This is a genomic window from Gammaproteobacteria bacterium, assembly GCA_015709615.1.
GTDB lineage: Bacteria > Pseudomonadota > Gammaproteobacteria > Burkholderiales > Nitrosomonadaceae > Nitrosomonas.
On the sequence record CP054179.1, the window covers coordinates 3,143,766 to 3,167,296 of the forward strand.

At 51.3% G+C, this 23,531-nt stretch carries 23 protein-coding genes and 1 pseudogene; 14 read left to right on the forward strand and 10 right to left on the reverse strand.

Annotation, left to right across the window (positions count from 1 at the left end; translation table 11 throughout):
• The 10 genes from HRU77_15060 to HRU77_15105 all read left to right on the forward strand — a co-directional run bounded on the left by HRU77_15060 (position 1) and on the right by HRU77_15105 (position 8,584).
• Entirely contained in the window at positions 1–744 is a 744-nt protein-coding gene (locus HRU77_15060) for a heme ABC transporter permease (protein QOJ21886.1), read from the forward strand.
• Positions 744–941 carry a heme exporter protein CcmD gene (gene ccmD, locus HRU77_15065; GenBank protein ID QOJ21887.1) on the forward strand — a complete coding sequence of 66 codons (198 nt, stop codon included), beginning with the start codon at positions 744–746 and terminating at the stop codon, positions 939–941. Before HRU77_15060 ends, ccmD begins: the two co-directional genes overlap by 1 nt.
• Complete coding sequence (gene ccmE, locus HRU77_15070; GenBank protein ID QOJ21888.1) at positions 925–1,374, forward strand: cytochrome c maturation protein CcmE; 450 nt, start codon at positions 925–927, stop codon at positions 1,372–1,374. The genes ccmD and ccmE overlap by 17 nt, the downstream gene beginning before the upstream one ends.
• A gap of 74 nt (positions 1,375–1,448) precedes the next feature.
• Positions 1,449–3,503, forward strand: coding sequence for a heme lyase CcmF/NrfE family subunit (locus HRU77_15075; protein ID QOJ21889.1), 2,055 nt, complete (start codon positions 1,449–1,451; stop codon positions 3,501–3,503).
• Positions 3,500–4,030 (forward strand): DsbE family thiol:disulfide interchange protein, encoded by a 531-nt coding sequence (locus HRU77_15080; GenBank protein ID QOJ21890.1) that lies wholly within the window; start codon positions 3,500–3,502, stop codon positions 4,028–4,030. The genes HRU77_15075 and HRU77_15080 overlap by 4 nt, the downstream gene beginning before the upstream one ends.
• A gap of 39 nt (positions 4,031–4,069) precedes the next feature.
• A complete protein-coding gene (locus HRU77_15085; protein QOJ21891.1) occupies positions 4,070–4,570 on the forward strand; it encodes a cytochrome c-type biogenesis protein CcmH in 501 nt (166 codons plus the stop codon).
• Positions 4,567–5,895, forward strand: a complete 1,329-nt coding sequence (gene ccmI, locus HRU77_15090) for a c-type cytochrome biogenesis protein CcmI (protein ID QOJ21892.1) — start codon at positions 4,567–4,569, stop codon at positions 5,893–5,895. Before HRU77_15085 ends, ccmI begins: the two co-directional genes overlap by 4 nt.
• Positions 5,896–5,898: 3 nt before the next feature.
• Positions 5,899–6,366, forward strand: a complete 468-nt coding sequence (locus tag HRU77_15095; protein QOJ21893.1) for a peroxiredoxin — start codon at positions 5,899–5,901, stop codon at positions 6,364–6,366.
• A 108-nt stretch (positions 6,367–6,474) separates the two neighbouring features.
• Positions 6,475–8,214, forward strand: a complete 1,740-nt coding sequence (locus HRU77_15100; protein ID QOJ21894.1) for a dihydroxyacetone kinase family protein — start codon at positions 6,475–6,477, stop codon at positions 8,212–8,214.
• Positions 8,215–8,260: 46 nt separating this feature from the next.
• Entirely contained in the window at positions 8,261–8,584 is a 324-nt protein-coding gene (locus tag HRU77_15105; protein ID QOJ21895.1) for a DNA-binding protein, read from the forward strand.
• A 67-nt stretch (positions 8,585–8,651) separates the two neighbouring features.
• Here HRU77_15105 and HRU77_15110 read toward each other — a convergent pair whose 3' ends face one another.
• The 5 genes from HRU77_15110 to HRU77_15130 all read right to left on the reverse strand — a co-directional run bounded on the left by HRU77_15110 (position 8,652) and on the right by HRU77_15130 (position 14,431).
• The gene (locus HRU77_15110; GenBank protein ID QOJ21896.1) at positions 8,652–9,173 is read right to left on the reverse strand and encodes a hypothetical protein; all 522 of its coding nucleotides are present in this window, start codon (positions 9,171–9,173) and stop codon (positions 8,652–8,654) included.
• 115 nt (positions 9,174–9,288) lie between these two features.
• Positions 9,289–11,616: a nitric oxide reductase activation protein NorD gene (locus HRU77_15115; GenBank protein QOJ21897.1), complete on the reverse strand. Its 2,328-nt coding sequence runs from the start codon at positions 11,614–11,616 to the stop codon at positions 9,289–9,291.
• A gap of 47 nt (positions 11,617–11,663) precedes the next feature.
• Positions 11,664–12,470 (reverse strand): CbbQ/NirQ/NorQ/GpvN family protein, encoded by an 807-nt coding sequence (locus HRU77_15120; protein QOJ21898.1) that lies wholly within the window; start codon positions 12,468–12,470, stop codon positions 11,664–11,666.
• A gap of 116 nt (positions 12,471–12,586) precedes the next feature.
• Entirely contained in the window at positions 12,587–12,943 is a 357-nt protein-coding gene (locus tag HRU77_15125; protein ID QOJ21899.1) for a ribulose bisphosphate carboxylase small subunit, read from the reverse strand.
• A 66-nt stretch (positions 12,944–13,009) separates the two neighbouring features.
• A complete protein-coding gene (locus tag HRU77_15130; protein ID QOJ22207.1) occupies positions 13,010–14,431 on the reverse strand; it encodes a form I ribulose bisphosphate carboxylase large subunit in 1,422 nt (473 codons plus the stop codon).
• A gap of 211 nt (positions 14,432–14,642) precedes the next feature.
• On the opposite strand from HRU77_15130, the gene HRU77_15135 reads away from it, so the two are divergent.
• The 4 genes and pseudogenes from HRU77_15135 to rimO all read left to right on the forward strand — a co-directional run bounded on the left by HRU77_15135 (position 14,643) and on the right by rimO (position 18,026).
• Complete coding sequence (locus HRU77_15135) at positions 14,643–15,557, forward strand: LysR family transcriptional regulator (protein QOJ21900.1); 915 nt, start codon at positions 14,643–14,645, stop codon at positions 15,555–15,557.
• Positions 15,558–15,636: 79 nt separating this feature from the next.
• Positions 15,637–16,331: pseudogene (locus HRU77_15140) on the forward strand (hypothetical protein).
• A gap of 31 nt (positions 16,332–16,362) precedes the next feature.
• Positions 16,363–16,590, forward strand: coding sequence for a hypothetical protein (locus HRU77_15145; GenBank protein QOJ22208.1), 228 nt, complete (start codon positions 16,363–16,365; stop codon positions 16,588–16,590).
• 95 nt (positions 16,591–16,685) lie between these two features.
• Complete coding sequence (gene rimO / locus HRU77_15150; GenBank protein ID QOJ21901.1) at positions 16,686–18,026, forward strand: 30S ribosomal protein S12 methylthiotransferase RimO; 1,341 nt, start codon at positions 16,686–16,688, stop codon at positions 18,024–18,026.
• Between the two features lie 17 nt (positions 18,027–18,043).
• Here rimO and HRU77_15155 read toward each other — a convergent pair whose 3' ends face one another.
• From HRU77_15155 to HRU77_15175, 5 genes are all read right to left on the reverse strand, one after another.
• A complete protein-coding gene (locus HRU77_15155) occupies positions 18,044–18,661 on the reverse strand; it encodes an exopolysaccharide biosynthesis protein (GenBank protein ID QOJ21902.1) in 618 nt (205 codons plus the stop codon).
• Between the two features lie 136 nt (positions 18,662–18,797).
• Positions 18,798–20,021: an ABC transporter permease gene (locus HRU77_15160; protein ID QOJ21903.1), complete on the reverse strand. Its 1,224-nt coding sequence runs from the start codon at positions 20,019–20,021 to the stop codon at positions 18,798–18,800.
• Between the two features lie 4 nt (positions 20,022–20,025).
• Complete coding sequence (locus HRU77_15165; GenBank protein ID QOJ21904.1) at positions 20,026–20,787, reverse strand: ABC transporter ATP-binding protein; 762 nt, start codon at positions 20,785–20,787, stop codon at positions 20,026–20,028.
• The gene (locus HRU77_15170) at positions 20,787–21,932 is read right to left on the reverse strand and encodes an efflux RND transporter periplasmic adaptor subunit (protein ID QOJ21905.1); all 1,146 of its coding nucleotides are present in this window, start codon (positions 21,930–21,932) and stop codon (positions 20,787–20,789) included. Before HRU77_15170 ends, HRU77_15165 begins: the two co-directional genes overlap by 1 nt.
• A 74-nt stretch (positions 21,933–22,006) precedes the next feature.
• Positions 22,007–23,521, reverse strand: a complete 1,515-nt coding sequence (locus tag HRU77_15175; protein ID QOJ21906.1) for a M48 family metallopeptidase — start codon at positions 23,519–23,521, stop codon at positions 22,007–22,009.
• Positions 23,522–23,531 lie beyond the last annotated feature (10 nt).

The window sequence follows — 23,531 nt, forward strand, 5'->3', positions numbered from 1 at the left end:
ATGGCTATCAATTGGTTCAAATATTCTTCTCCGGCCAGTTTTTACTCACTGGCTGGAAAAATGATTCCACTATTCGTTTTTGCCGCAGCGATACTCTTGGTGGCGGGGCTCTATGTTGGCTTTTTTGTTGCACCTACCGATTTTCAGCAAGGCGAAGCGTACCGGATTATTTTTATCCATGTGCCCGCGGCGTGGATGTCGATGTTTCTTTATGTCGTGATGGCATTCTGGGCGGGCATCGGCTTAGCGTTTAATACCCGGCTTTCTTCCATGTTTGCGTCTGCAATCGCTCCGACCGGTGCGATGTTCACCTTTATTGCACTGTGGACCGGTGCATTATGGGGGAAGCCGATGTGGGGAACCTGGTGGGTTTGGGATGCGCGGCTGACTTCCGAGTTGATTCTGTTTTTTTTGTATATCGGTTTTATGTCGTTGCAAGCGGCGATCGACGACCCGCGCCGCGCCGATAAAGCGGGCGCTATCATTGCGCTGGTCGGTGTAGTGAATGTTCCGATTATTTATTTTTCGGTGCAGTGGTGGAATACCTTGCATCAAGGGGCATCGGTGAGCGTCAATCAGGCGCCTGCAATGGCGAGTACCATGTTGACGGGCATGTTGATTATGGTGTTTGCAAGTTGGATGTATTCCATTGCTGTCATATTAAAACGCACGCGCGTGATTATTCTGGAACGTGAGAGTCATACGGCGTGGGTGGCTGAGCTGCATAAGAAGGGAGCGGTATAATGAACTGGACAAGCTGGTCAGAGTTTTTTGCAATGGGGGGTTATGGATTGTATGTGTGGGGTTCGTACGCCGTGACATTTATTTGTATTGCCGGTGAAATTCTATTAATTTCAAAACGCCACCGAACTTTGGAAAAACAATACAGTCTCATCAACGGCATCAATAAAGAAGAGATAAAAAATGAAACCACGTCATAAGAAACTTGTAATTATAAGTTGCGGAGTAGTTGCATTAGGTGTTGCTGCTGTTCTTGTATTAAATGCATTTCAAAGTAATCTGGTCTTCTTTTTCAGTCCATCCCAGGTCGTTGCAAAAGAAGCACCGATTGGAAAGAGCTTTCGGATTGGCGGGCTGGTTGAGGAGGGCAGTGTCAAACGCGACGATAAAACCACCACTGTCCGCTTTTCAGTAACCGATACGGCGCAAACGATTCCGGTTGTGTATACCGGCATTCTTCCGGATTTATTCAGAGAAGGTAAAGGGGTTGTCGCGCAGGGGAAAATAGCGGCGGATGGGGTTTTTATAGCCGATGAAGTACTTGCCAAGCACGATGAAAATTATATGCCGCCGGAAGCAGCGGAAGCCTTGGAACAAGCCGCCAAAGCACAAAAGGCATCCTTGACGCAGTAATTCCAATTGTTTTCATACAGTCTGAGCGTATCATTTTCAGATTCTTAATAACTATTCATTCATAAGAAAAAATCATGATCCCAGAAATTGGTAATTTTTCTTTAATTCTCGCCCTGCTATTAGCCATTATCCAAGGAACGCTGCCGATCATCGGAGCGGCGCGCGGTATCCCTTCTTGGATAGCACTTGCTAGGCCGGTTGTTCAAGGACAGTTCGTATTTGCTCTGATCGCCTTCCTCTGTTTAGCCTATTCCTTTGTCAGCAGTGATTTTTCCGTTATGAACGTGGCAAAGAATTCGAATACCGAATTACCATTTCATTATCGATTGGCGGCTACGTGGGGATCTCATGAAGGATCTTTATTGCTGTGGGTTTTTATGCTCGCAGGCTGGTCTGTCGCTGTCAGTGTTTTCAGTAAGCAATTACCGGATGACATCGTGGCGCGGGTGCTGGGGGTGCTAGGGCTTGTGGCCATCGGTTTTTATGTATTCATGCTGTTTACTTCAAATCCTTTCGACCGCTTATTACCGGCTGCGCCAGAAGGAAGCGATTTGAACCCATTATTGCAGGATGCGGGTATGGTGATGCACCCGCCGATGTTGTATATGGGGTATGTCGGATTTTCCATCGCTTTTGCTTTTGCAATCGCGGCACTACTGAGCGGAAAGCTGGATGCAACCTGGGCGCGCTGGTCCCGCCCTTGGACGATTGTCGCTTGGGTGTTTCTGACCTGCGGCATTATGCTCGGCAGCTGGTGGGCGTATTATGAATTGGGCTGGGGCGGCTGGTGGTTCTGGGATCCGGTCGAAAATGCGTCTTTTATGCCGTGGCTGGTTGGAACGGCTTTGGTGCATTCCTTGGCGGTTACTGAAAAACGTGGCAGCTTCAAGAGTTGGACCGTTTTGTTGGCGATATGCGCGTTTGCTCTAAGTTTGTTAGGAACATTTTTAGTCCGCTCCGGTGTTTTGACGTCGGTTCATGCCTTCGCGACAGATCCTTCGCGCGGGGTATTTATCCTGGCTTTCTTGTTTATCGTCATCAGCAGCTCGCTGGTATTGTTTGCATGGCGGGCGCCGAAAGTTGGTTTGGGCGGTAAATTCGATTTGCTGTCGCGCGAATCCATGTTGTTGACAAATAATATTTTATTGCTGGTTGCCGCCGCCAGTGTATTGCTCGGAACGTTATATCCATTGATTATCGACGCCTTGGGTCTGGGTAAATTGTCGGTAGGCCCTCCTTATTTCGAGGCTGTTTTTGTTCCTGTCATGACACCGGCAATTTTCCTCATCGGCGTCGGTCCGATTGCCCGCTGGAAACAAATGAGTTTGCCGGCATTAGCAGTTCGTTTACGCTGGGCGTTTGCAGTGAGCGTGGTTTCAGCGCTTGTCGCGCCTTACTTCATTGGGGAATGGAAGCCGATGACTAGCTTCGGTCTGTTGCTGGCGTTTTGGATTATCGTGTGCGTATTCGTCAACTTGAAGCATCGCATCAGCGCCAGTACTGAAGGTAACGTATTTACCAGACTGCTAAAACAATCCAGAAGCTATTACGGCATGCACTGTGCGCATCTCGGTGTAGCCGTATTCATTATCGGCGTTACCTTGGTGAACAGTTACGAGACCGAGAAAGATGTGCGCATGGAAATTGGCAGCAAGGTGACGGTGGGCGGTTATACTTTTCAGTTTAACGGCACCCGCAATGATGTTGGGCCAAACTATAAAGCTGTGATTGGAGATATTGCCGTGAGCAAGGACGATCAATTTGTTCGTAATATGCATCCGGAAAAACGCACTTATAACGCATCCGGTATGGCAATGACAGAAGCGGCTATCGATACGGGATTTTTCCGCGATCTGTACGTTGCTCTTGGCGAGCCGTTGTCCAATGGTGCCTGGGTGGTTCGTGCTTATCATAAACCTTTTGTCGATTGGATATGGATGGGATGTCTGCTCATGGCATTCGGTGGTATTACGTCAATTACCGACCGCCGTTATCGCCTAAAGATTACCAAAAAGAATGCTGTCAGAACTGAAGAAGAGACTAGTGCATCGGCAGAAACGCCAATGCCGGTGGCTGTTGCGCCATCCGCAAACAAAGTTGAATTGGCAGCGGAGACCACCAAAGCATGATGCGCTATTTGATTCCGTTATTTGCTTTTTTGGTGCTGGCTGCATTCTTGCTGGTGGGATTAACGCTGAATCCGCGCCAAGTGCCTTCGCCGCTGATTGATAAACCGGCACCAAAGTTTCAGCTAAATCAGCTGCAAGAGTCCGATAAGATAATGTCATCTGATGATAATCTCGGAAAAGTCTGGATGCTGAATGTGTGGGCATCCTGGTGTGTGGCGTGCCGAGACGAGCATCCATTGCTGGTGCAATTGGCAAGAACCGGGATCGTTCCGATCTATGGCTTGAATTATAAAGACGAACGGAATACCGCAATGCAATGGTTAAAACGCTACGGCGATCCCTATACCATCAGCATCGTGGATTCCGATGGCAAAGTTGGAATCGATTACGGTGTCTATGGTGTTCCGGAAACTTATGTGATTGATAAGAAGGGCATCATCAGACACAAACAAATCGGACCAGTGACTGTTGACTCGCTTGAAAAGACCATCATCCCACTCATCAAAGAACTGCAGCAACAAGCATAAGTGATTATGCGAGTCTCATAAATAAAGGTTAGTTTTGTCATGAAACGTCAATTGAATGGTGTAACGAAGGCCGCAGCGCTTGTTCTTCTGCTATTTCTGCTGATTCCACTGACCGGATGGTCGAAAGAGGCGGTACCGGTTGCGGAAGATCCTGTAGTTGAAAAAAGGATGTTGACGCTGACGGAGAATTTGCGCTGTCTGGTTTGTCAGAATGAAACGATTGCGGATTCGCGTGCTGATTTCTCCAACGACATCCGGCGTGAAATCCGCGAACAAATTAAAGCGAATAAAACAGACCTGGAGATTATTCAGTTTCTGGTCGATCGCTACGGAGATTTCGTCCTTTATAACCCGCCGATGAAAGCTACCACCATCTTGCTGTGGTTTGGTCCGGCAGCTTTGTTGTTGTTTGGATTGATTTCATTGGTTATATATTTAAGACGCCGTCGTGTGCAAATAGAAGAGGTGTCACTTTCGCAAGCAGAGCTTGAAAAAGCGGAAGCGTTACTGAACGAGGATAAAAAAGGTAAAAACGTATGACGGCTTTTTGGGTTATTTCCGGGGTTTTTATTGTCACCGCGCTGCTGTTTGTGGTTCCAACGCTATTGCGCAGCAGAAACAATGAGCTTAAAAATTTAGAGCACGATGCGGTTAACATCACAGTCTATCGCGATCAAATTGCCGAGCTGGATCGAGATTTGGAGAACGATATTCTCAGCCGGGAACAGTATGATAAAAGCAAGCAGGAACTGCAACAACGCATGCTGCAGGATGTGACTGAGCGTGACACTGTCGTTGTTGATAAGAATAAGAAGTTCCGCAATATCGCCTTGTCCGTAGTCATTACATTAACACTGCCGCTGGCTGCCGTCAGTTTGTATTTAGCCATCGGTGATACGCGCGGCTTGCTGCCGCAAGCGCAACTCGCCAGCGCTACTCAAATGAATCGCGATGGCGGCGGGTCACCTGCGGGGCATGACAATTTTTCATCGGTGCTGGAAAATCTGATCAAGCGCCTCAGTGAAAATCCCGAAGATGTCGAAGGCTGGGTGATGCTGGGACGTACCTACGCCATCATGGGCCGGTACGGAGAAGCCAGTAATACCTATGCCAAGCTGGCCGAATTGATTCCGAATAATCCGCAAATCCTGAGTGATTACGCCGATGTTCTGGCGATGAAGAATCAAGGTAATTTAGCGGGTAAACCGGCTGAGTTGATTTACCAGGCGCTGAGCATTGATCCCAAATACCCTAAAGCATTGGCCTTGGCGGGTACGGCGGAATTTGAGCAAGAACGATATGCGCAAGCAGCCGAACATTGGGAAAATTTGCTGCAAGTGATTCCCGCAGATGCGCAGTTGACTCAAACCGTGAAAGATAGTATCGCTGAAGCCAGATTATTGGCTTCTGGCGGCAAAGCGGCAGCACCAGACCAAGCGGTTAAAGTAGCAGAATCGAAGCCGGAAGCCAGCGCGCAACCGACGGAAAAAGCTGTCAGTGCTGAAGCGCCTGCGGCAACATCGCTTTCTGTGTCGGGTAGCGTGACGATCAGCAGCGATCTGGCGGCGAAAGTCTCACCGGGCGATACCTTATTCATTTACGCGCGCGCCAAATCGGGACCTAAAATGCCACTGGCGATTTTACGATTGAAAGCGAGCGATCTTCCTGCGTCATTCACGCTGACGGATGACATGGCGATGACGCCGACGATGAAAATGTCGAGCTTTCCGGAAGTCGTGATCGAAGCCAGAGTCTCGAAATCCGGCCAAGCTGTCACTGCCAGCGGCGATCTGCAAGGATTCAGCGAACCGGTCAAGCTCGGCCACAATAATATAGCGATCGTAATCAATAAACAGGTGCCTTAAAAAATGCTCGAAATTAATCAACCTGTTGAAGATTTTTCCTTGCCGTCAACGGATAGCACACCATTCTCATTGTCGGCTAATGCAGGTAAACATCTGGTTATTTATTTTTATCCCAAGGACGATACACCTGGGTGCACACTGGAAGGCCAGGATTTTCGTGATCACCTGTCTGAGTTTACGAAGGAAAATTGCATCGTTGTTGGTGTTTCACGTGACAATCTCAAATCACACCAGTGTTTCAAGGAAAAAATGCAGTTTTCCTTTGAATTACTGAGTGATGAAGATGAAAAAGTCTGCAATCTGTTTGGCGTCATGAAAATGAAAAATATGTACGGCAAGCAAGTTCTTGGCATCGAACGCAGTACGTTTGTCATCGATGCGCAAGGCATCCTAAGAAAAGAATGGCGCGGCGTAAAAGTACCCGGACACGTTCAGGAAGTTCTGGATTTTGTAACCACACTCAATCAATAGCATGCCTGGCGATACAAAGAATCGGCGTGCTTGTCATATTTGTTTCTCTCTTTCCAAGATTGTTTTAACGCTCCCCCGGTAGCTGAGGAATAAAATAGGCCGGATGAGATGACCTACTTATTCAATGATCCGGCGCAGTTTGCTGATGAATTAGCCGAGGGTTATGCCGCCGCTCACCGTGATAAAATCCGGCGCGTCGACGGCGGTGTCATCCGCAGTCACAAAACCAAATCCGGTCAGGTGGTCGTCATCATTGGCGGCGGGTCGGGGCATTACCCCGCGTTCGGCGGATTTGTCGGCTTAGGATTAGCGCATGGCGCCGCTCTCGGTAATGTTTTCGCCGCACCGTCCGCGCAGCAGATTTGCAACGTGGCGCAAGCCGTCGATGCGGGTGCCGGTATTTTGTTCTGTTACGCGAATTACGCCGGTGACGTGCTCAATTTCACGCAAGCGCAGGAACGTCTGCGCGTACAAGGTATCAATGTTCGTTCGGTGGTGGTAACCGATGACATTGCTTCGGCTCCGGCCGATGAGCGGCACAAACGCCGCGGTATCGCCGGTACGCTGGCAGTGTTCAAGGCCGCGGCCGTTGCCGCCGATGCCGGAAAGCCGCTGGATGAAGTCGTGCGTGTCGCAACCGCAGCCAATGACCGCGTGCGCTCGCTGGGGGTGGCGTTTTCCGGCTGCACATTGCCCGGCTCAGCCAAACCTTTGTTTGAAGTTGAATCCGGAATCATGGAAGTCGGCATGGGCATCCACGGCGAACCCGGTCTGGACCGTGTCAAAGCACCCAGCGCCGATGGTTTGGCGGAAATGCTGGTTGGCAAACTGCTGGCCGAAATCCCAGAAACCGTCAACAATATTTCCGGCGCACGCGTCGGTGTCATCCTGAACGGCCTCGGTGCAGTGAAATACGAAGAATTATTTGTCGTTTACCGCAAGATCGAGCAGCTGTTGACTGCACACGGATTGACCATCGCTGCACCGGTCGTGGATGAAATGATTACCAGCTTCGATATGGCGGGTGTGTCGTTGACGTTGTTCTGGCTTGATGACGAACTTGAGCAAAGCTGGCTGGTGGCTGCCGATACACCGGCGTTTCATCGCGGTGTGATCACCGATACCTATTACTTGATCGACAATGACATCGAGTCAAAGGATACGCAAAAAGAATCTTCCGTAAAGCCGGGTTCTGCGGAATCGCAAGCGGCCGCCAGCATCGTGCTGGCAGCGCTGGAAGCGGCGCTCGATGTCATTGAGATGCAACAGGATGAATTGGGCCGATTGGATGCGATAGCCGGTGACGGCGATCATGGCATTGGCATGCAGCGCGGGCTGAAAGCAGCCGTCGATGCGGCCAGGGCTGCAATCTCCGCGCAAACCGGAGCGGGGGCAACACTGATCGCTGCCGGCGATGCCTGGTCGGATCGAGCGGGTGGTACCTCGGGCATGCTGTGGGGTGTTATTTTGCGCAATCTTGGTCATGCCGTGGGTGACGAAACCAAACCGGATGCCGCAACCATTGCAACCGGTATCGCAGAGGCGCTGCAAGCTGTTATCGTTGCCGGAAAAGCGCAACTGAACGATAAAACCCTGGTCGACGTCCTGTATCCATTTTCTACTGCCTTGACGAAAAGCGCTAGCCAAGGGTTTTCAACACCCGAAGCCTGGACAGCCGCCGCGGAAGTTGCCAAACAATCCGCCAAGGCTACCAAAAATCTCACTCCCAAAATCGGCCGCGCCCGCCCGCATACAGACAAAAGCATCGGTAACCCTGATCCGGGAGCGGTGTCGATGGCGTTGATTATCGATGCGGCAGGTAAAATTATTAGAAGGCAGTGTTCATAAGAAAATTATTAATCAATTTTCAAACATGATTTTGCAAGGTGGAATCATGAAAATGGTTATTCTTGACGTACGAGATCCAAAGGAATCGATGGCTGGTTTTGTGCGAGCCCGGCACTCGAATCAACGAGAGGCAGCAGATCGCATTAGTATCGCGTCGCCCGAATTGCTTTGGAAAGTATTGACCGCAAAACGCTGGGAATTGCTGAAAGCGCTGTGTGGCGCAGGCCCGGTTTCCATCCGAGAAGCCTCCCGGCGGGTGGTGCGCGATGTCAAAGGTGTGCGCGGCGACGTGACAGCATTGCTGGAAGCGGGGCTGCTCAACCGCACCGGAAGCGGCGTGATTGAATTTCCTTATGAGGCATCAAGGTAGATTTTGCTGCAGGCGGCTTGATGGAAATGTTGGAGTTCCTGGTGTCACTCCAACCTACCGCACTGCTCTATGTGAGCAATGTAGTAAGGAAAGGGAATTCTTGGCAGCATATGGTGCCGATTTGGTTTCGAAGATTGTGATCGCCGCTATCGTGCATTCCTAAACAGAGATAGTAGTTTTTTCCTTCATATTGAGCATAAACAATCCACTGGCCTGTTAAAGCTTCTGTATTAGCTAATCGCATCCAATTACCTTGCACTATGTCATCTGCGAGCAATTTGCAATCCTCTATTGATACATAGCGTTCTTTGCCTGCCTCTTGAGCTTCAAGAATGCGCTCTTTGAATAAAGGGATACCGTATCTATCTAGTCCTTTCAGTGGCGGGTGTTTAAATGGGGTGGCTGGTTTCATCTGGCTGGATGTGCCAATCCCTTCCAAAGCTTTAATCTCGTGCATAACATTCGCAGGGTTCAAGTGTTTGGATTTAAAACCACCAAATAATCCAAGTACCAGAAGAATGCTGTATCGATTAGGCACTACAGTATCAAGACCAATAAAGTCAGCAAAATTAGCTAGTTCCGCAGACATGTCTTTCCCATCGTTGGTTATCGCGGTAAATTTCTTACACGTCATTTAATTTGCGATTCCACGTAGTTTTGCCACGGGGTTGCTTATTACCCCGAGAACCAACAATATATTTGTCTTACCTCGTCAACCCCGCATACAACACGGGCAATTTCTCCGGCAGCCGCTCCACATGATCCACTACTAAGTAATTACGTTCACCAAAAATGCGTGATACATACTGATCCGCACGCGGGTCGAGACTCATGCAGTAGGTCAGGATGCCAGAGCGGCCAGCTTCCTCGACGGCTTTTTTTGTGTCGTGGCGTAGGTATTGCGGGTCGCGCACGTCTACGTCGGCTGGTTCGCCGTCGGTGATGACCAGCAGCAGTTTTTTTGCCGATTTTTGCAATTTCAGGTAATGCGTGGCGTGACGCATGGCCGCACCCATGCGGGTCGACAGTTGCCCGGACATGCCGGCGAGTTTGGCTTTGGGAATTTCGTCGTACGGTTGATCGAAATCCTTGAAGCGGAAATACTCGACGTCGTGCCGTCCGTCGGAGCAGAAGCCGTGGATCGCGAACGGATCGCCGATTTTATTGATCGCGTTGGCGAGCAGCACCGTGGCTTGGCGCGTCAGGTCGAGCACGGAGTAGTCGTGTCCAGCGACTTTTTCGTTGGTCGATTCGGACAGATCGAGCAGCACCAGCACGGAAATGTCGCGTACTTTGCGCACCGAGCGCATCATGATGCGCGGGTCGGGTTGCATGCCCATGCGGATGTCGATCAGCGAGCGGATCGCGGCGTTGATGTCGATTTCATCGCCGTCCTCAAGCTTGCGGATGCGGCGCGTGCCTTGCGGCTGCATCGCATCGAGCAGGAATTTCATACGGGCAATTTCACGTTTGTATTGATTGGCGATGTCGTCGATGCACTGCATGTCGCCCAGTTTGGCGCGTTTTTCCTGTACCGTGGCCCAATCCGGACGTTCCAGCTGGATTTGGTAATCCCATTCGGAGTAGTGGTAGGGTGCCGACACCGGTTCCTTGCCTTCCATGTCGTTGAACGATACGCCCATGTCTTCGTAAGGGAAGAATTCTGTGCCCATGACCCAGATTTCCTGCGCGTCGTCGCCAGCGGTTTCAACGTCGATCTCGTTGGCGAATTCCATCACGTTGACGTATTTGCGCACTTGTTTCGGCGCATCGTAACCGGCGGACAGCGATTTGTTGAAATCGAATTCCTCGAATTCCCAGAAATAGCGGTTGTCGTCGCGGTACGGCGCGGTGAGTGTGTCGCTGCGTGGACTGTACGGAATCCGTTTGTCCATGAAACTGTGCGCGAGCTGCACGCCGATTTCCCAAGATGTTTTGTGGCTATGGAGCTGGTCTTTCGCTGCTTTGAACAATTTGCGGCCTTCCACGATCCACGGATCCTTGTCCTGGTAATCCGGGTCGAGCAGGGCGCGCGCCAGGCGGTTCAGGTAATCGCCCATCGACGCATTCATCTCCGGTGTTGCGCTATGCAACGCCGACCAGGTTTGGCGTAAGCCGGGGAAGCGGCGGATCGACAGTTCTTCGATGCGTGCATCCTCGATGACCGAAATCACCGCCATTTGCAGCGGATTCAGACTTTCCGCGGAAATCGGCTGCTTGGTCTCGACCAGATGCGCGGCGGCGTGCGCGGCGGCGGCGCGGTACACTTCGGTGGCGGAGACATCGCCGTAAGCATCGTAGGCATCCGGCAGATGGATGAAATAGTTCTCGATGAACGGTTTGTAGCCTTCGCGCGTTTCAAAGTCACCGGACGTGGGTTTCATGAAAAAATCGCGTCCCCACAGCGCGCGCAGATACATGTTGATACGGCGCTGCACGTCGACGAACAAGGTGCCTTTGCGTTCTTTCTGCAACACCGCGAGCGATTCTTTCGACTCCAGACCGAAATAACGAATTTGCTCTTCGTAGTTGGTGCGGTGTGCATGCGCGCCCCACATCGCCCAGCGGCGCAAGCCGCCGAGTGTCAATTGCCCGAACAGGATGTCCAGTTTGCCCAGCATCGGCCGGATGCCGCGCGGTGCTTGCGCGATCAGATTGTTGAGGAATTGCAGGTAATTCTGAAACAGTTGCGCGTCGCCCAGCCGTTTGGCGGCAGTCGGCGAGGTTGCCAGCACCAGCTCGATGACCGCGCCGGAGGTGCGCGAAGCCAGACTCAACACCGACGTGGCCAGATCGCCGACAACGTCTTCGCCGATTTCCTTGGCAACCAGCGGAATTTCGTCGATCCAGCAATCGACCACGCTGCGCCCGCGCCCCAGGCCGCGGATCGCCGATGCGCCTTTCAGATAGTTATCCAGGCCGCGCGGCGAAAAGATTTTGACCGCTTCCGGCCAGGCATGGTTTAGCAACTCAACCGATTCCGGTTCCAGATCCTCGAGCAATTCTTTGTAATCGTCCAGATTGATACTCATGGCAGCACCTGTTAATGGATTAAAACAAACGGGTTATTTTTTCCGGTTTAGTTGAAGAACGTGCTGACTGCGGCGTCCAACGCATCGCGCATATCCGGGTCGTCAGTGATCGGGCGCACCAGTGCCACGCGGCAGGCGGCATGTGCATCGACTTTTTTGGCAATCAAACTGCCGGCATAAATCAGCATACGGGTGGATATACCTTCATCCAAGCCATGTCCCTTCAAGTTGCGTGCGCGCTCGGCAATCGATACCAGCTTTTCGGCAACCTCTGTTGAAACACCGGATTCGTGCGCGACGATTTCACTTTCCACGTCATGGTTCGGATAGTTGAAATCCAGCGCGCCGAAACGTTGCTTGGTCGATTGTTTCAGATCTTTCATCAGACTCTGATAGCCTGGGTTGTACGAAATGACGATCTGGAAATCCTTGTGTGCTTGAATCAGTTCGCCTTTTTTCTCTAATGGCAGCACACGGCGGTTGTCGGTCAAAGGATGGATCACGACAGTGGTGTCCTGACGCGCTTCCACCACTTCATCCAGATAACAGATGGCGCCATGACGGGCAGCCACGGCCAAGGGGCCATCTTGCCAGCGGGTGCCGTTGGCATCGAGCAGGAAACGTCCGACCAGATCGGAAGCAGTCATGTCTTCGTTACAGGCTACGGTGATCAGCGGTTTTTTTAGTTTCCATGCCATGTATTCGACGAAACGGGTTTTACCGCAACCGGTCGGGCCTTTCAGCATCATCGGCATGCGCACCGAGTAGGCTGCTTCGTACAATTGCACTTCATCAGCTACCGGATGGTAATAGGGTTCTTTGGTGACACGATATTGTTCGATGATATCGCTCATGATGAGCTCCTGTAATAGTTATTTGAAAAACATGCAGTGTCTAAATTCAGGTCGAAAAAAAACCCCCGCCCTGTTACAGGGATATGGGGGTTTCAGGGTTCGAAACCCGTTAAAACTTATACCGTCTTGCCGCGGTAAATAACCATCGATGCGCCTTGGCTTTGCGCAAAGTTGTCGTAGCCGATCAAACGCACATGATTGTTTGGATTGGCTTTGTGACAAGCTTCCGCTTCTTCCAGAATACGAGCTACATCGGTTTCGCCGAACATTGGCAATTTCCACATGTACCAGTAGTTATCCATCAGATACTCTGGTTCAATATGTTCAATCGCTGGGTTCCAGCCTTTTTTAACAATATATTCAACCTGATTCTTGATCTGCTTGGCCGACATTGCAGGCAGATAAGAGAATGTTTCAAATTTGCGGCTGGCAGGATCGCTCAGACGGCTTTTGTAATCCAACATTTCTGACATTGTGATACTCCTAATCAATTAGATTTCCGGCACGCAGACGCATGCTTTGTGCCGGAGCATGTATTTTTACTTGTGAGCGACGTCCAGTTTGTCGACGGTGTCGAATTCAAACTTAATTTCTTTCCAGGTTTCCATCGCGATTTTCAGTTCCGGACTGTGTTTAGCAGCGGCGGTCAGAATCTCTTTACCTTTCTTCTCGATTTCAATACCTTGGTTACGTGCTTCCACGCAAGCTTCCAGCGCCACACGGTTAGCAGCGGCACCCGCTGCATTGCCCCATGGATGGCCTAAGGTACCGCCACCGAATTGCAAGCAAGCGTCGTCACCGAAGATCGCTACCAGCGCCGGCATGTGCCAAACGTGAATACCACCCGAAGCCACTGGGAATACGCCTGGCATAGAACCCCAGTCTTGATCGAACATAATGCCGCGGCTGCGATCTTCCTTGATAAAGCTGTCGCGCATCAAATCGATCCAGCCCAGCGTTGCACCGCGATCGCCTTCCAATTTACCAACCACGGTACCGGAGTGCAGGTGATCACCACCGGACAGACGCAGAATTTTAGCCAGCACACGGAAGTGAATACCATGATGCGGGTTACGGTCGATTACCGCGTGCATTGCACGGTGAATATGCAGCAGTATGCCATTGTCACGGCACCAGTTTGCTAAGCCTGTGTTAGCGCAGAAACCGCCGGTGATGTAGTCGTGCATAATGATCGGTGCGCCGATTTCTTTGGCGTATTCAGCGCGTTTGTACATTTCTTCCGGAGTCGGTGCGGTTACGTTCAGGTAGTGGCCTTTACGTTCACCGGTTTCGCGTTCTGCCTTGTGGATCGCTTCCATGACAAAATCAAAACGTTGACGCCAGCGCATGAACGGTTGGCTGTTCACGTTTTCGTCGTCTTTGGTTAAATCCAGACCGCCGCGCAGACATTCGTATACGGCACGGCCATAGTTTTTGGCAGATAGACCCAGTTTTGGCTTGATCGTGCAACCGAGCAGCGCACGGCCATATTTATTGAGCATATCGCGTTCAACTTGAATGCCGTGAGGAGGGCCGCCGCAGGTTTTGACGTAAGCGATCGGGAAGCGCACGTCTTCCAACCGCAAGCCACGAATCGCTTTGAAGCCGAATACGTTGCCAACGAGGGAGGTAAACACGTTGACAACGGATCCTTCTTCGAACAGATCGATCGGGTAAGCAATGAATGCATAGAAACAGGTGTCGTCGCCAGGTACGTCTTCAATGCGATAAGCACGGCCTTTGTAGTAATCCAGATCGGTTAACAGATCGGTCCATACGGTTGTCCAGGTACCGGTGGATGATTCGGCGGCAACAGCTGCTGCTGCTTCTTCACGATCCACACCGGGTTGAGGGGTAATTTTGAAGCAAGCCAGAATATCCGTGTCCAATGGGGCGTACTCGGGCATCCAGTAGGTTTGCCGGTATTCTTTAACACCTGCGTTATATGTCTTTGCCATAATATTTTCTCCAGTTAAATTCCACTCAACTCCAGCCAACGATACAGACAGAAACGAGAGGATATTGCGTTACAAACAACAAACATGACTACTCAAATCCATGAAGCGCACTATAGCGCTGTTTACCTATAAGAACAAATCAGTAATTTTGATGTTTATAATAAGGTTATACTTATAAAACTTTACGGAATGAATCAGAACTGATATTTGACCTATGCTCCACCTGACTTTGCGGCAACTGAAAGTGTTCGAGTCTGTTGCCCGGAACCTCAGTTACTCGCGTGCCGCCGAAGAGCTGCATCTTACCCAACCTGCTGTTTCCATGCAAATTAAGCAGTTGGAAGACAACATCAGTTTACCGCTGTTTGAGCATTTAGGTAAACGAATTTATCTGACCGAAGCCGGGCGTGAATTGTATCAATATAGCCGGGCGATTTCGCAGCAATTGGCCGATATGGAAGTCGCTCTGGATGAATTGAAAGGCATGGAGCGCGGTAAACTAAATATTTCGGTAGTGACGACCGCCAATTATTTTGCGCCGCATTTGCTGGCAAAATTTTGTCAGCGTTATCGCGGTGTGACGGTCAGTCTGAACGTTTCCAACCGGGAGACGGTATTAAAGCAATTGGCGGATAATTTGATCGACCTCGCCATCATGGGGCAGCCGCCGGAAAATCTCGATATCGACAGCGAATCTTTCATGGAGAATCCGCTAGTGGTGGTAGCGCCGCCGGGTCATCCGCTTTGCCAGGAACACAATATTCCGGTGAAACGGCTAGCCAACGAGACTTTTCTCGTGCGTGAATCGGGCTCGGGGACGCGCAGTGCGATGGAGCGGTTTTTTGCCGCGCACAAGATCAAAATCAACAAAGGAATGGAAACGGATACCACGGAAGCGATTAAGCAAGCCGTTCAGGCCGGTATGGGATTGGGTATCATGTCGCAGCATACCGCCGAGCTGGAATTAGAGACGGGTCGGTTGAAAATTTTGGATGTGCAGGGTTTCCCGATCATCCGTTATTGGCATGTCGTCAATCGGAAGAATAAACGCTTATCGAGTGTCGCCAATGCTTTCAGAGAATTTTTACTGAAAGAAGCCGCTAAATTGCTGGATGAATCGAAAAATTAATAATTTCATTAAGATGAGACAATTTTGGGTTTAACATAGCGTGTAAGAATTTCACTACTGCCAAAGTTGAAAATTCGCCATGCCCGATTCTCACCGTTCCGATGAAAAGCAAACAGACCGCACCAATTCAACCGAATGGGGTGTTTATTTGGAATGCGGAGTGGTTTCGCTGATTATTTTATTGATCGACTTTGTTACTCCGCTAGGGATCGCCAATGGCATTCTTTACGTAGTCGTAGTGCTGATTTCGTTAAGATCCCCCGACAAACACTTCACCATCATCATCGCATTTACCAGTTCACTGCTGGTCGGGGTTGGCTATTGGGGATCACCGCCAAGTGAGATTCCGATGTATCAGGTTTTTGCAAATCGCTTTTTGGCGTTTTTGTGATTTGGCTGACTGCAATTTTAGCACTGAAGCAACGCGATAAAACGGCTCAATTGCATCAAGCGCGCATGCAGTATTTGCAATCGGTTAAAGACGTCGAAATACGGGAAGAAAAATTAAGGGTGCTGAAATCCACCATGCTCATGGTGCAGGATATCACCGGCAATTTTCTCAATAGCTTGCACTTTTTCAAGCTTGAGATTGAAAAAAACAAAACACTGACGCCCGAGTCGGTTACACGGCTTGATGAATTGATCAGCGATACCTCACAACGCCTGAATAAGCTGGGTAATCTGGCTGAAATCCGTGAGAAAAAAATGGCGGGCGATACGGTCGGCATCGATTATGAGCATTCGGCGGTGAATGGCGATACAATAAGCAAGTAATCGCATGATGAACGAATGGATAGGGAAAATGATGCAAGCAGGGCAAGGATCGGGTGGAAATGTAGTCGCGGCAGTATGCAGTTTTTTTATATCGGGATTGGGGCAATTGGTGCAAGGACGTTTATTGCCGGCATTACTGTTTTTCATCATTACCGGCGTAGGATATTTTTTCTGGGTGCTCATCATTCCGCCGATCATCGCCGGAATCGTTCATCTCTGGTCTATCATTGACGCGGCGCGTTTTACGGTCGCCGATTAGTCATTTCATAATTTTAATTTTTGCATACAGCCGGTTGGCAGGATTGATTTCCGGGCTGTGCAAAGTCTCCACATTTTTATTTGATTTTTAGTGTCATGTCCTCGTCAAAACAAGTTGCACGTAGAGTTGGTTTTATCTCATTGGGTTGCCCCAAAGCATTGGTGGATTCCGAACAAATCCTGACGCAGTTGCGCGCCGAGGGGTATGAAATTTCACCGTCGTACAACGATGCCGATTTGGTGGTCGTGAACACCTGCGGGTTTATCGATAGCGCCGTGGAAGAATCGCTCGATGCCATTGGCGAGGCGCTGGCCGAGAACGGCAAAGTGATCGTTACTGGCTGCCTGGGTGCCAAAGAAGACGGCGATGTAGTGAAAAAAGCCCACCCGCAAGTGCTCGCAGTCACCGGACCGCACGCATTGCCGGAAGTGATGTCGGCCATTCATACTCATTTGCCGCAACCGCACGATCCGTACACTAGCTTGATACCGCCGCAAGGAATCCGGCTGACGCCGCGGCACTATGCCTATATCAAAATATCGGAAGGCTGCAACCATCGCTGCACGTTCTGCATCATTCCCTCGATGCGCGGTGATCTGGTGAGCCGCCCGATTCATCAAGTGATGCAGGAAGCTGAGCATTTGGTGAACGCCGGTGTGAAAGAATTGCTGATCATTTCGCAGGATACCAGCGCCTACGGCGTTGACGTCAAATACCGCACCGGTTTCTGGCAGGGGCGGCCGGTCAAAACACGCCTGACCGAACTGACGCAGGCGCTGGGTTCGCTGGGTGTTTGGGTGCGTCTGCACTATGTTTATCCGTACCCGCATGTCGATGAAGTCATTCCGCTGATGGTAGAAGGAAAAATACTGCCGTACCTAGACGTGCCGCTGCAACATGCCAATCCGCGTATTCTGAAAGCGATGAAACGCCCGGCCAATGCGGAAAATAATCTGGCGAGAATCCGGCAGTGGCGCCAGATTTGCCCCGATATCACCTTGCGCAGCACGTTCATTGTCGGTTTCCCGGGCGAAACCGAAGCGGAATTCGAGGAATTACTGGACTTTCTGCGGGAGGCGCAGCTGGATCGCGTTGGATGTTTTGCTTATTCCGCGGTGGAAGGCGCCGCCGCCAATCAATTGCCGGGTGCAGTGCCGGAGGAAATCAAGGAAGACCGCCGCGCGCGTTTTATGCAACTGCAAGAAGAAATCAGCCATCAGCGCTTGGCCGCGAAAGTCGGCAAAACCATGACTGTGATGATCGATCAAGTGACCGATGATGACGTGATTGCGCGCAGCAGCGCCGATGCGCCGGAAATCGACGGATTGGTATATGTGGAGGAAGCCGGTGAGGTGCAGCCGGGCGATTTTATCGAAGTGGAAGTTACCGGCTCGGATGCGCACGATCTGTTTGCGGCCGCTTTGAGGCGCAACTAATCGTGCGCTTGATGCCGTCAATAAAACGACGGCAACGACATTCCCATCCACAGCATGACCAGAATGATCATCGCGATGCCGATACCGATGATTCCGATAATCATGCCGATCAGAATAGTAAGGCCGTCCTTGTTCAGTAGTCCGAGCGACATTACCAAAATTCCCCAGCCCGGCGAAAAATTGATCAGTGGTATCGGTAGCGCAATCGCTAAAGCGAACACGAACGAAAAGAAGCCTATAATCCGTTCCCAGGTATGCACGCTGATATAGGTAATGCGCGGCTGCATGCGTTCCTCGATTTTCTTCAGCCAGGGGTTTGCTTTAGCCAGTATTTTCTCAAGCGTGCTGCGTTTGATGTGTTTTCCTTCCAGCCAGAGAGGCAACCAGGGTGCACGCATGCCCAGGATCATTTGCGTTGAGAAAATGAACAGCGGAATTGAAAAAACCGTGGTGTAACCGGGTGGGACAGGAATCGGGAGACAGATAGGCACTGCGGCGATCGCCATCAAGATGCCGAATCCGCGTTCATGCAATGCATTCTTGATTTCGCCGACAGAGATGACCTCATTCTTATTCTCAACGACGACAATAGCCAGGAATTCCGAAGTAGGGCGTTCTTTTTCTTTGACTGTCATGAGTGACTCCCGTTGTCAGATTGTTATCCATAGTATCGGGTAACCAGCAAATAAACTAATACTCATCGTTGGAGAGTCAAGTCATGAAAAGATTCTGTGGTGTAATCACAACAGTGTTTCCCGCTGGGTACATTTGCTATTCGTAGCGCAACGCATCGACCGGTTTAAGAGAGGCCGCTTTCTTGGCCGGATAAAAGCCGAAAAATATGCCGACCGCGGAGGAAAATAAAAAAGCCAATCCGATCATGCCGACGGTGATCACGATCAACATGTCGGCCACCCGGCTGACGATCCACGCGCCGCCGATGCCCACCAACAAGCCGATCACGCCGCCCATGACGCAGATTACGATCGCTTCGAGCAGAAATTGCGTCAGAATGGCGCGTTGATCGGCGCCAATCGCCATGCGGATGCCGATTTCACGCGTGCGCTCGGTAACCGACACCAGCATGATATTCATAATGCCGATGCCGCCGACCAGCAGCGATACCGATGCAATCGCACCGAGCACGATCGACATGATCTTGGCGGCGTCGGTCGCGACATCGGCGATTGCCGTCAGGTTACGTACGGTGAAGTCATTTTCCTTACCTTTGGCGATACGGTGACGCTGGCGCAACAATTGGGTGATTTCAATTTCGGCGATATCCATGTCGCTGGCCGATTTGCCTTGCACCAGCATGTAGCGGATGGAGCCGGGAAACTGATTGCCGGTAATCTGGCGTTCGCTGGTGGTGATCGGGATCAGCACAGTGTCATCCTGATCGCGTCCGGTCAGACTTTGTCCTTTCGCCATCAGCACGCCGACTACTACAAAAGGCCGGTTGGTGATACGGATCGCTTTGCCGATGGGCTCTTCGTCGCCGAACAGATTCTTGGCCGTCACCGAACCCAGCACAACCACGCGCGCCGCCGAGCGCAAATCGGATTCGGTAAACGCAGTGCCGGCATCCATTTTCCAGTTGCCGACGGCGAAATAATTGGGTGTGGTGCCGGTAATGATGGTGCTCCAATTTTTCGCCGCATAATTGAGTTGCACGGTGCCGGTGGTGACCGGCGCGGTGGCGCTCACGGACGGTAATTCGGCGATGGCGTACGCGTCGTTGATGGTCAACGTTCTCACGCTGCCGCTGCCGAAGCTGAAACCGCCGGAAGACGTGGCGCCCGGCACCACGAGAAACAAATTACTGCCCATCGCGGCGATGGTTTCATTGATTTTAGTGCGCGCGCCTTGGCCGATGGACAGCATCAAAACCACGGCGGCCACGCCGATGATCATGCCCAGCATCGTTAATCCGGTGCGCAGGCGGTTTTGCCGCAATGCGCGCAGTGCTTCGCCGATGATTGTCAACAGATTCATAATGTCATGCAGTTTCTGCCGGAACGGCTGTGTTTGCGTTGTTATGCTGATCGACGACGATATGGCCGTCTTTCAAACGGATCAGGCGCTTTGCGTAAGCCGCAATATCGTCTTCATGCGTCACCAAGACGATGGTCATGCCTTGCTCGCGGTTCAATTGTTCAAATAATTGCATGATTTCCCGGCTGGTTTGCGTATCCAGATTGCCGGTGGGCTCATCGGCCAGAATCAGCGGCGGCCGGTTGACCAAGGCGCGGCTGATCGCGACCCGTTGTTGCTGGCCGCCGGAAAGTTGGTTCGGCAGGTGCATGGCAAAATTTTCCAATCCGGTGCGGCGCAGCAATTCCAGCGCTTGCTGGCGGCTTTGCGAACGGCTGGCACCGGCGTAAAGCAGTGGTGTGGCGACATTATCCAGCGCGGTCATGCGCTTGAGCAGATTAAAACCCTGAAACACGAAACCGATGCTTTGATTGCGAATATGCGCCAATTCATTACCCGACAACGCCGCAACGTTTTTTCCGGCGAGCCAGTACGATCCGCTGGTCGGCGTATCCAGACAACCGAGGATATTCATCAATGTCGATTTGCCGGAGCCGGAATGCCCCATAATGGCGACAAACTCACCTTGGTTGATCGTCAGGTTGATATTGAACAACACTTGATTGGAAATGGTGTGGCCGTTTGCATCTTGCAAGCTGTAACTTTTGCACAGATCCTCGATTTGGATGAGCACACCGGGAGCAGGTGCAACCTGAACTGAGGGCATCAAAATACCCTCAGCTTGAATTTGCTGTCCGATTCTTTCTTATCCGCCACTTCGCTGATGATGGCCTTATCGCCCGGTTTAATTTCGCCGCCGGTGATTTCGGTGTAATTGCCATCGGTGATTCCCGTCGTCACATGGATAGGTTCGGGGCGATCCTGCGATAACAGGTACAGCGTGGCTTGATTCGGTACCCGGGCTGTTTTAGCACTTTCACCCGGCTCGACATCTTTAGGCTGATAGCGCAGCGCTGCGTTGGATACGCGCAATACATCGTGTTTCTGCATGACAATGAAGTTGATATTGGCCGTCATGCCGGGCAGCAAGGCACCATCGGCGTTATCGACCATAGCAACGACGTTATACGTGACGACGTTTTCCTGAATGGTCGGGTTGAGGCGGATTTGCTTGACCATACCGGTAAATTTGCGCTGCTGGAAGGCGTCAACGGTAAAGTTGATCAATTGATCGATATGCAGTTGGCCGATATCGGCTTCCGCGACGCTGATGTTCACTTGCATTTGCCGCAAGTCCTGGGCGATTTGAAACAGTGTCGGCGTTTGAAAACTAGCGGCGACAGTCTGACCGATGTCGACATCCCGCGCGATAACCACGCCGGAAATCGGCGAGCGGATCACGCTGTAGTTGAGATTGGCCTGGTCGCGATCGACTTGCGCTTTACTGACGGCCACCTGGGCGCGCGCCGCTTCGGCTTCCTGCGCGGCGATTTCCAGCGCTTCGGGTGAAACAAAGTCTTTTTCTCGCAACAAGCGTTGGCGATTTAATTTGCTTTCAGCGATTTTTGCCGCAGTTTGCGCGCTGAACAGATTGGCCTTGGATTGCTGCAATTGCGCACGCAATAAGGCGGGGTCGAGTTCGGCCAGGACCTGGTTGATTTTCACGTGATCGTTATAGTCGGCGTGCAACTTTGCCACGGTGCCGGAGACCTGGGTGCCGACATTGACCAGAATCACCGGCGTTAACGTGCCATTGGCCGAGATGGTCTGGATGATGTCGCCGCGCTCGATGGTGCGGGTTTTGTATTGATTTGCCTTGGATTCTTTTTTGCCACCGCTGTACCAGAATGCGGCCGCTGTGGCAATTACGATGACGGCTAGGAAAATTTTCCGGGAATTGATAGTGCGCATGCAACGATACGTTTAATAATGATCAAAGGATTCCATGATACGTTAATTGCCGGCCGGGAAACGGTTCCGGGCACTTATTTTTCTTTTTCTTCTTCCTCGACGAGCGCTTTCATCTGTTTCAGGCGCGCTTCGATGCTCGATAGCTGATAAAAATTGCCATTATCGCTTTGCAGCGCGATTTTCAATTGATCCGCGGCGGCTTTGAAGTGGTTTTTGAGGAAATATACTTCCGCCAGCGCGCGATGCTCGAGCATTTTATTGCCGAGCAACGCATAGCATTGCGCCTGCAAATTGTATAGTTTCGGGTCGTTTTGAATCGTTTGCAGTTGTTGGTTGATGAATTCCAGCGCGGTTTCGGTTTGTTTATTTTGTATCAGCGCATTGGCATAGCCGTGGATCAGCGCGCGGTACTGCGGATAGACTTTCAATGCGGTCTTGTAGGTGGCGAAGGCATCGGCGGTTTTGCCGTTGGCCAGCTTCACGCTGGCAGACAATGTTTCGATCATCGCGCCGGCGATGATATTTTTATGTTCAACCTGGATGGTTTTTCCCAGCGGGTGATTGATCAAAGCGGCCGATGCGGAATCGCCGTGTAGCAGCTCGTACAAATGCGCCAGTTCGCTATCCGCCTGTTTGTATTTTTTCGCGCGCAACAGCGCATGAATATAGCCGTAGCGTTCAACCGCTTCGTTGGCATAGCGTTTCTCATCCAGGCGGGTTTTGAATTGCGCCACGGCATCGAGCGGTTTGCCCTGAAACGCGCGCAGCTTGGCGCGCACCAGTAAAAAGTCGATGCTGTCGGGCACCTGGCGGTAAGGCATTTCGCGCGTGCGGTTCTGGATGTCGGCAATACGCTCGTACGTGATCGGGTGCGTGCGTAAGTAGGAGGGTGCGCCGTTTTCATAAAAACGCCCGGATCTTTGCAAGCGGTCGAAGAACGTGGTCATGCCTTGCGGATCGAATCCCGCATCCAACAAGATATTCAGACCGATCCGGTCGGCTTCCTTTTCGTGATTGCGGGTGAAATCCAGCTTCGATTGGATCATGCTGGCTTGCGACGTCACCAGCACCGCTTGGCTCGCTTGCGGATTGTTGGAACGCGCCGCGACGATCGCCACGGCCAGCGCAGCGAGCATTTTGACCAGGTCGTATTTCTGCGATGCGATCATGCGCGCCAGATGCTTTTGCGTGACATGCGCAATTTCATGTGCCATCACTGCGGCCAACTCGGATTCGCTTTGCGCGGCAATGATCAATCCGCTATTGAACCCCATGAATCCGCCCGGCAAAGCAAATGCATTGATCGATGGATCCTCCACCGCGAAAAACTCAAATAACTGATTGGCATCGGCCTCGTCGGAATTGGCGATCAGGCGATGGCCGAGATTGCTGAGGTAACTGGCGATTTCCGGATCGTCCATATAACTCGGATCGGCACGGATTTGCCGCATGATCTTCAAACCAAGCTGGCGTTCTTCGTGCGCCGAAATGGTGGCGCGCGACACATCGCCCAGATTGGGGAGTTCGTGCGCTAAGCTGTTGGCCGGAAAGACAAGGGGCAACGCAATGATCAAGCAGATTAATTTCATGACGATAGGA

What these genes read in the sequence shown, in the direction of transcription:
- HRU77_15100 (QOJ21894.1), top strand. Translation starts at nt 6,475, where the DNA reads ATGACCTACTTATTCAATGATCCGGCGCAGTTTGCTGATGAATTAGCC.
- HRU77_15175 (QOJ21906.1), bottom strand. Translation starts at nt 23,521, where the DNA reads ATGAAATTAATCTGCTTGATCATTGCGTTGCCCCTTGTCTTTCCGGCC.
- HRU77_15170 (QOJ21905.1), bottom strand. Translation starts at nt 21,932, where the DNA reads ATGCGCACTATCAATTCCCGGAAAATTTTCCTAGCCGTCATCGTAATT.
- HRU77_15085 (QOJ21891.1), top strand. Translation starts at nt 4,070, where the DNA reads ATGAAACGTCAATTGAATGGTGTAACGAAGGCCGCAGCGCTTGTTCTT.
- HRU77_15075 (QOJ21889.1), top strand. Translation starts at nt 1,449, where the DNA reads ATGATCCCAGAAATTGGTAATTTTTCTTTAATTCTCGCCCTGCTATTA.
- ccmI (QOJ21892.1), top strand. Translation starts at nt 4,567, where the DNA reads ATGACGGCTTTTTGGGTTATTTCCGGGGTTTTTATTGTCACCGCGCTG.
- HRU77_15110 (QOJ21896.1), bottom strand. Translation starts at nt 9,173, where the DNA reads ATGTCTGCGGAACTAGCTAATTTTGCTGACTTTATTGGTCTTGATACT.
- HRU77_15145 (QOJ22208.1), top strand. Translation starts at nt 16,363, where the DNA reads ATGCAAGCAGGGCAAGGATCGGGTGGAAATGTAGTCGCGGCAGTATGC.
- rimO (QOJ21901.1), top strand. Translation starts at nt 16,686, where the DNA reads ATGTCCTCGTCAAAACAAGTTGCACGTAGAGTTGGTTTTATCTCATTG.
- HRU77_15160 (QOJ21903.1), bottom strand. Translation starts at nt 20,021, where the DNA reads ATGAATCTGTTGACAATCATCGGCGAAGCACTGCGCGCATTGCGGCAA.
- HRU77_15105 (QOJ21895.1), top strand. Translation starts at nt 8,261, where the DNA reads ATGAAAATGGTTATTCTTGACGTACGAGATCCAAAGGAATCGATGGCT.
- HRU77_15080 (QOJ21890.1), top strand. Translation starts at nt 3,500, where the DNA reads ATGATGCGCTATTTGATTCCGTTATTTGCTTTTTTGGTGCTGGCTGCA.
- HRU77_15125 (QOJ21899.1), bottom strand. Translation starts at nt 12,943, where the DNA reads ATGTCAGAAATGTTGGATTACAAAAGCCGTCTGAGCGATCCTGCCAGC.
- HRU77_15115 (QOJ21897.1), bottom strand. Translation starts at nt 11,616, where the DNA reads ATGAGTATCAATCTGGACGATTACAAAGAATTGCTCGAGGATCTGGAA.
- HRU77_15120 (QOJ21898.1), bottom strand. Translation starts at nt 12,470, where the DNA reads ATGAGCGATATCATCGAACAATATCGTGTCACCAAAGAACCCTATTAC.
- HRU77_15155 (QOJ21902.1), bottom strand. Translation starts at nt 18,661, where the DNA reads ATGACAGTCAAAGAAAAAGAACGCCCTACTTCGGAATTCCTGGCTATT.
- HRU77_15165 (QOJ21904.1), bottom strand. Translation starts at nt 20,787, where the DNA reads ATGCCCTCAGTTCAGGTTGCACCTGCTCCCGGTGTGCTCATCCAAATC.
- HRU77_15095 (QOJ21893.1), top strand. Translation starts at nt 5,899, where the DNA reads ATGCTCGAAATTAATCAACCTGTTGAAGATTTTTCCTTGCCGTCAACG.
- HRU77_15060 (QOJ21886.1), top strand. Translation starts at nt 1, where the DNA reads ATGGCTATCAATTGGTTCAAATATTCTTCTCCGGCCAGTTTTTACTCA.
- ccmD (QOJ21887.1), top strand. Translation starts at nt 744, where the DNA reads ATGAACTGGACAAGCTGGTCAGAGTTTTTTGCAATGGGGGGTTATGGA.
- HRU77_15135 (QOJ21900.1), top strand. Translation starts at nt 14,643, where the DNA reads ATGCTCCACCTGACTTTGCGGCAACTGAAAGTGTTCGAGTCTGTTGCC.
- ccmE (QOJ21888.1), top strand. Translation starts at nt 925, where the DNA reads ATGAAACCACGTCATAAGAAACTTGTAATTATAAGTTGCGGAGTAGTT.